The following is a 6,009-nucleotide window of genomic DNA, read 5'->3' on the forward strand; positions in this document are numbered from 1 at the left end:
ATACTCGTTAAGCTGTTCTTGCGTATAGTAGCGCCGGTTTGTGGCACTTCTTTCAGCCTTAAGTTTGCCTTCACGGTCCCACCTTTGCAGAGTGGCAACGGAGACGTCAAGGATTTCAGCGGCTTCGCCTACTTTGTATTTCTTCACGGTAAAAGGCCCCTTCACATTGTTTGTTACTAGTATAACATGACTTGCATACTTGCCGTTAGCACCTACACATAATAATAGATATGAATGGCTGCCGCTGATTGCAATTAGCTTCTAGGCCGCGACTTTTTTCAAGAATTGGTCAAGCAAAGAAAAAAAAGCATCCCTCTTGGCAGAATGATCTGCGCGATAGGGATGCTGTCGATGAAAAAGAGAATTGTTACATCTCGTCCATCTGTTCATTAACAAGGGCGTCAGCCAGGTTGTTGCCATCGCTATCAGCATGGCCGTCGACGTGCTGCAAAGTCAAATTGGAGAACTTAGAAATTTCCTTGTCAATTTCCTTCCACAAGTCCTGGTTGGCAACTGCTTTCCCATTAGAATTTCTCCAGCCCCGTTCTTTCCATCCTTTGATCCAAGCAGTCCCATCGGAAGAGTCACTGAGGGCTTTGCGAACATAATCTGAATCTAAGGAAAGCAGCAGCTTCTTCCGGCTAAGTCCCATCTCTTCAAGTGCCTTCAAACTTTCAAGAACAGCTGTCATTTCCATCTGGTTGTTAGTAGCTCCGACTTTGCCACCAGTAGCGGTCATGGCATGTCCATCATGCAAGATCACGTATGCCCATGCTGCCTTGTCAGTTGACAAAACGTGTTCACCTGCATTGTTGCCGTTGTTGCGGCAGCCACCGTCGGTAAAAATCCAGGCATCGTATTCGGATTCAAGTTGTTCTGCTTTCAACTTTTCGATGATGCTCATTTTTTCTTGTTCTGTCATAGTTTTTTTAATCATAGTGTGATTCTCCTTAATAAAATTTCAAATGGACGTGTTTATGTCTTTGAAGCCCTTCTGCTTCATCTGACAAGTTTATTGTCAGTGCGTTGCTTATGTTGTGTCAACCATTTACACATATTTTTTGATATTTTACAGAACCTAAAGAAGCCGCTCCTTTAGAGCGCAAAAAAACGTGCCAAACAAGTTCTGCCTGTTTAGCACGTTTTTCAAATGTATTTGTACTCTTGCCAAGGAAATTGCTTTGCAGCCTTTTTTCATCATTACTCTGTCAGCATGATGACGATGACCGGACTGACGAAAAGCAGATAACCAATGGCAAAAAGGATCAAGTGCTTGCGTTCTTTGTGAACTGCCACAAATTCACGGATCAAGGCACTTGGATAGTAGTAAGGCGCGACGCGAGAGCCGATTCCGACAGCCTTTAGCTGCGCCCTTTTGGCATAGCGCATGGCCCGGTAGATATGGTAGTTGCTGGTCACCAAAGCTGTATACTTGTGGCCTGGTCTTTTTTCAATTAAGGCCTTGGAAAAAGTCACGTTCTCCATAGTTGTCTTGGATTTATCTTCCAGCAAAATCTTATCTTTAGGGATGCCTTGAGAAACAAGGTACTTGCGCATGGCTTCTGCCTCGCTGCAAACCTCATCGCTGCCTTGCCCGCCCGAAGGAACCAGGTAAGGCGAGGTTGGATCCTTACGGTAAATTTCAATTGCTTTGTCGCAGCGGTCTGCCAGTAGTTTGGTCACGGTGCCATCTTTTTTAATCCCAGCCCCATGAATTATCACGTAATCGAAATCCCGATGGTGCGGAATAATCTGCAAAAAGAGGCAGTAAAGCAAGAAAGACACGAAGGTAACCGACAGGTAGCCAGAAGAAAGGCCAAAGAAGGCCAAAAACGGCGAATACGGCTCCAGAGCACTCATTTTAATGCCCAGCTCTGGTCCAACCAAGAGGCCAAAGAACCAGAGGAAAAATGACAGTTCACCGGCAATTAAGATTAGGCCTAGTAAAAAGGACAAGAGGTTGCCCAAAGACCGCCCTTCCCGCTTGATCATGTACAAACCATTAACAAATAAGAAGAAAGGCAAGATCAAGAAAGCCAGCCCAACCATGGCCGTTGTAATCAAGACCAAAACTCCGCTAACTTCAGAGCTGAACAGCGAATAGATGAAACCCAGAACCGACATGCCTGTCAAAAGCAGCAAGACGACATTTCGATACCTGCTGCGGTCCCGGTACATCGAATACGCAAAAAGGCCGCCCCAAAAAACTGTTGGCAGAATTTTTGATATAATATCCTTCATTATTCCCACTCCAATTAGCAATAGATTGTTATTTTTTATCATAACATCGATCCCGCCAAAGTAATAGCAACTATTTCCGCCAACTTTCCTGCTTTAGGACGTTTTCCACTTCTGGCAGCGTGTAGCCCAGCAGGGTATCGCCCTCTGGGTCAGTTCTCACGTACGAAAAGCCCAGTTTTTCCTGGACCCGCTTTGATTGGTCATTGCCTTCGTAATAGCAGCACCAAACGGCCTGGCTGCCCAGGTCGGCGAATGCATGGTCAATGAGGCAGGCCGCGGCTTCTGGCGCGTAGCCTTGCCCCCAGTATTCTTTCCCAATCCAGTAGCCAAGTTCTGGCTCTTCATCTTTTTCTGAACAGGCATCCTCGCCAAATCTTAAGCCAGCACACCCGATTAACAGATTATCCGCTTTCCGCAAAACCGCATATGTTTCCGGGGCTTGCAAGTTTTCTTGAATCACCCGCAGGCTCTCTTCAACAGATTTGTGGGCTGGCCAGCCAGCAGCAGGACCGACAGCTGGATCCTTAGCTAATTCGTAGAGGCGGGCAGCATCCCTGTCTTCCCAAGGCCGCAGGCGTAATCTTGCAGTAGTCAGTTCCATTTTTTCCTCCTGTTTATTAAACTTATCAGTTAAAAACAATCTTACCATAGTGACAGGAATTCTCCGTCACTATTTTTCCTGTTCCCCTAGTCAAGCCGAACTGACGTGCTATAATCGAATTACAGCTATTAGAACAAATGTTTTGTTTGCTTTTGGAGGGAAGAATAAATGTCTGAGATACTGTTCATGATTGTCCGCTTTAGCTTGGTGTTGGTGATGTGTCACCTGCTGGCCCTGCCGCAAGTTTGGAGAAATGGCTTAGTGGGCGACAGCATCCCTGCTTTAATCACTGAACTTTGCCTCCTGCTGATCCAGTTGGAGCTGGCCCTGCTTTTGATCGCGGCTGAGCTGATCACTCTCATCAATTTAGTCTACGGCTACTTCGAATTTAACACTCAGACTCAGTTTATCCTTTCCATTTTTGAATTGCTGATCTTATTCGATGCCCGCTTGTACGCTTATCTTTTTGATGATGAAGCAGAATCCTTTAGCATCAAAGAATATTGGGGATATTTTGACAGGTCAGATCAAATCAAGCTTGTCATCTGTGTTTCTTCTCTGTTTGTCCCCTTTATCTTTGCCAAATTAACCGGTCTGCCGCCCTATCCGACTTTTCCAGAACTTGACCAGTTCTTTCACATCTAAGAGTGGGCAGCCAGCACTTTTTTGCTAGCTGATAAATGCTATAATTCATATAGTAATTTTACTCACTCTGGAGGGAACATGAATATAATATTCTTACTTTTAGTCGGAATCAGTTTGGCTTTGCTCTTGGCTGACTTGCTTGTTTTACTGAGAGCAAGAAAAAGCTTGTCTACTGGAAGCAAGGAAGCACCTGCGCCTTACGACAGCTTCTCCAAGCTGACCATTTCTGCCTTTGTCATGCAGATCCTGCTCAACATGGTATACTTGTGGAACTACTGGAGCTCTGCTTTTTCAGTCACTGCCTTGCCGGTCTTCTTGCTTTTTGCCGGCAATCTTTTGCTGGAATTTGTCATCTTCTGCGATGACTTCTTGACGGACACCAAATATACAAGCCTGTGGGATTACTTCAAGAGTCTGAAAACGCGCCAAAAGTTTTGGCTAATCGCAGTTGTCGTGATCACTGCTTTTGCCGCCTTAATCAATTTCTTCCCGGCTCCTTAATTGCCCCCCTGCTCTAGAAGGCAGGGATTTTTTACCGAAAAAGTAATATGGGAGTAATTCATGTCAAAAAACAAATCTACCATTGATCTGACCTCCGGCAGCATCAGCCTGGGTCTGGTCAAATTTGCCCTGCCCTTGATGGTCGGCAACGTTCTTCAGCAGTGTTACAACTTAACAGACACTTTGGTCGTTGGACGCTTTATTGGCAAAAATGCCTTAGCTGCTGTCGGCTCAGCCTATACCTTGATGATCTTTCTGACCTCCATCATTTTGGGCCTCAGCATGGGCTGCGGGGCCTTTTTATCAATTAAATATGGGGCGAAAGAGGACCGGGAATTTGCCATTGGCAACTGGCTATCTTTCTGCGGAACCGGCCTTTTCTCCATTCTTTTGACTCTCCTGGTCTATCTCTTACTGGGAATCACCGCTAACCTTTTAGCCATTCCGGCTAGCATCCAGACTCTTTTCAACCAATACCTGCTGATCATCTACGCGGGGATTCCAGCCACATACTTATACAACTACTTTGCCTGCAGCCTGCGGGCGATCGGCAATTCAGCCATTCCCTTGGTCTTTCTCTGCCTGTCCTCAGTCTTGAACATCATTCTCTGCATCTGGCTAGTAGCAGGACTACGTTTCGGCGTGCCCGGGTCAGCCTTAGCCACTGTCATTTCCCAGTACTTTGCTGGTTTTGGCTTAACTATCTACGCCTGGCACCATTTTCCAAAGTTGCGCTTTAAAAAAGCAGCCATGATTTATGACCAAGCTATCAGCAAGAGCATCCTGTCTTTAGCTGGCTTGACAGCCCTGCAGCAATCAATCATGAATTTGGGCATCCTTCTGGTGCAAGGCAGGATTAACTCCTTTGGCGTTAATGTCATGGCGGCTTTTACCTCTGCTGTTAAGATTGACACCCTGGCTTACTCGCCTGTCCAAGATTTTGGAAATGCCTATTCGACTTTTGTCGCGCAAAACTATGGTGCCAAGCAGGCAGACCGAATCAAGCAGGGCAACCGACAGGCCAGCTGGTGGATTCTGGCCTTCTGCCTGGTCATCAGCAGTCTGGTTGTCTTTTGGGCAAAGCCCTTGCTGGCTGTCTTTACCAGTGACCCGGAAGTAATTCAGATTGGTATTGGCTACTTGCGGATTGAAGGCAGCTTCTATGCCTTGATCGGTTTCCTGTTTATGTTCTATGGCTACTTCCGGGCAATTGATGAGCCGATGATCTCCGTTATTTTGACAATTTTTTCCTTAGGTACTCGGGTTCTTTTGGCCTACTTCTTATCCGAGGTTCCTTCAATTGGCTACATCGGAATTTGGGCCAGCATCCCAATCGGCTGGGCCCTGGCCGACCTGGCCGGGCTTTACTACCTACACAAGAAGGCAGTTAAGCCAGCTGACTGATTTTGCTTTAGATAATTAAAAATACCCGCCAACTTGCTCACCGCAAGTCAGCGGGTATTTATTTTGCCTTAAAGAGTCTTCTTTCTTCTCACGATATATCTGGCCATGACCAGGTTAGACAGGGCCAAGACTAAGACAGCCAGGAGTGGTCTGATCGCAATCGCCGCGAAAGCCAGGGCGAAGCCGCCAAAGATGATGACTCTGCCAGGCATGGTCATTACCTCATCTTTCTCTGCATCTGGATTAGCCTTAAGAATAGCCCCGTCCAGGAACTGGAAGGTCAAAGTCCATAAGAAGACAACGCCTACGTAGATCCCGGCAGCCAAAGCAGATTCCGGATTGTTGCCGATCAAGCTAGTCGCAAATGGTACCAGAGAGCTCCAGAAGAGCCAGAAGCCGTTGACCAGATAAACCCCGGTTGAAACTTGGTCAGCCTTTTGAAAAGCATTGTGATGAGACCGCCAGGAAAGATAAATCAGCGCGAAGCTGACGATATAAGCGAAGAAGGTCGGCCATTCACTTAAGAGTGCTGACAAAGTCAAGTGCTCTGGCACTGACAGTTCCAATACCATGATTGTGGCCGCAATCGCCTCAATCCCGTCCGTAAAAGCCATGAT

General features: G+C 46.6%; 8 protein-coding genes. 3 read left to right on the plus strand and 5 right to left on the minus strand.

The window, feature by feature from the left end:
* The 4 genes from ACI32D_RS07640 to ACI32D_RS07655 all read right to left on the minus strand — a co-directional run.
* The coding region (locus ACI32D_RS07640) for a MerR family transcriptional regulator (RefSeq protein WP_439775995.1) at positions 1-147 on the minus strand (147 nt) is incomplete at its 3' end.
* Between the two features lie 220 nt (positions 148-367).
* On the minus strand, positions 368-937 hold the full coding sequence (locus tag ACI32D_RS07645; protein ID WP_439775988.1) for a ribonuclease H family protein: 570 nt from the start codon (positions 935-937) through the stop codon (positions 368-370).
* A gap of 263 nt (positions 938-1,200) precedes the next feature.
* Entirely contained in the window at positions 1,201-2,241 is a 1,041-nt protein-coding gene (locus tag ACI32D_RS07650) for a YdcF family protein (protein ID WP_439775989.1), read from the minus strand.
* Positions 2,242-2,311: 70 nt separating this feature from the next.
* Positions 2,312-2,842: a GNAT family N-acetyltransferase gene (locus ACI32D_RS07655; RefSeq protein ID WP_439775990.1), complete on the minus strand. Its 531-nt coding sequence runs from the start codon at positions 2,840-2,842 to the stop codon at positions 2,312-2,314.
* A 168-nt stretch (positions 2,843-3,010) separates the two neighbouring features.
* Here ACI32D_RS07655 and ACI32D_RS07660 point away from each other — a divergent pair, with 168 nt between their 5' ends.
* The 3 genes from ACI32D_RS07660 to ACI32D_RS07670 all read left to right on the plus strand — a co-directional run bounded on the left by ACI32D_RS07660 (position 3,011) and on the right by ACI32D_RS07670 (position 5,392).
* Complete coding sequence (locus ACI32D_RS07660; RefSeq protein ID WP_439775991.1) at positions 3,011-3,487, plus strand: hypothetical protein; 477 nt, start codon at positions 3,011-3,013, stop codon at positions 3,485-3,487.
* Between the two features lie 165 nt (positions 3,488-3,652).
* On the plus strand, positions 3,653-3,988 hold the full coding sequence (locus ACI32D_RS07665; RefSeq protein WP_439775992.1) for an ABC transporter ATP-binding protein: 336 nt from the start codon (positions 3,653-3,655) through the stop codon (positions 3,986-3,988).
* A 60-nt stretch (positions 3,989-4,048) separates the two neighbouring features.
* On the plus strand, positions 4,049-5,392 hold the full coding sequence (locus ACI32D_RS07670; protein WP_439775993.1) for an MATE family efflux transporter: 1,344 nt from the start codon (positions 4,049-4,051) through the stop codon (positions 5,390-5,392).
* Positions 5,393-5,460: 68 nt separating this feature from the next.
* Here the strand turns inward: ACI32D_RS07670 and ACI32D_RS07675 are convergent.
* Positions 5,461-6,009, minus strand: a 549-nt coding sequence (locus ACI32D_RS07675) for a TMEM175 family protein (protein ID WP_439775994.1), incomplete at its 5' end; no start/stop codon positions are given.

Origin of the sequence: Lactobacillus sp. (assembly GCF_051873315.1) — a bacterium.
Taxonomy (GTDB): Bacteria; Bacillota; Bacilli; order Lactobacillales; family Lactobacillaceae; genus Lactobacillus.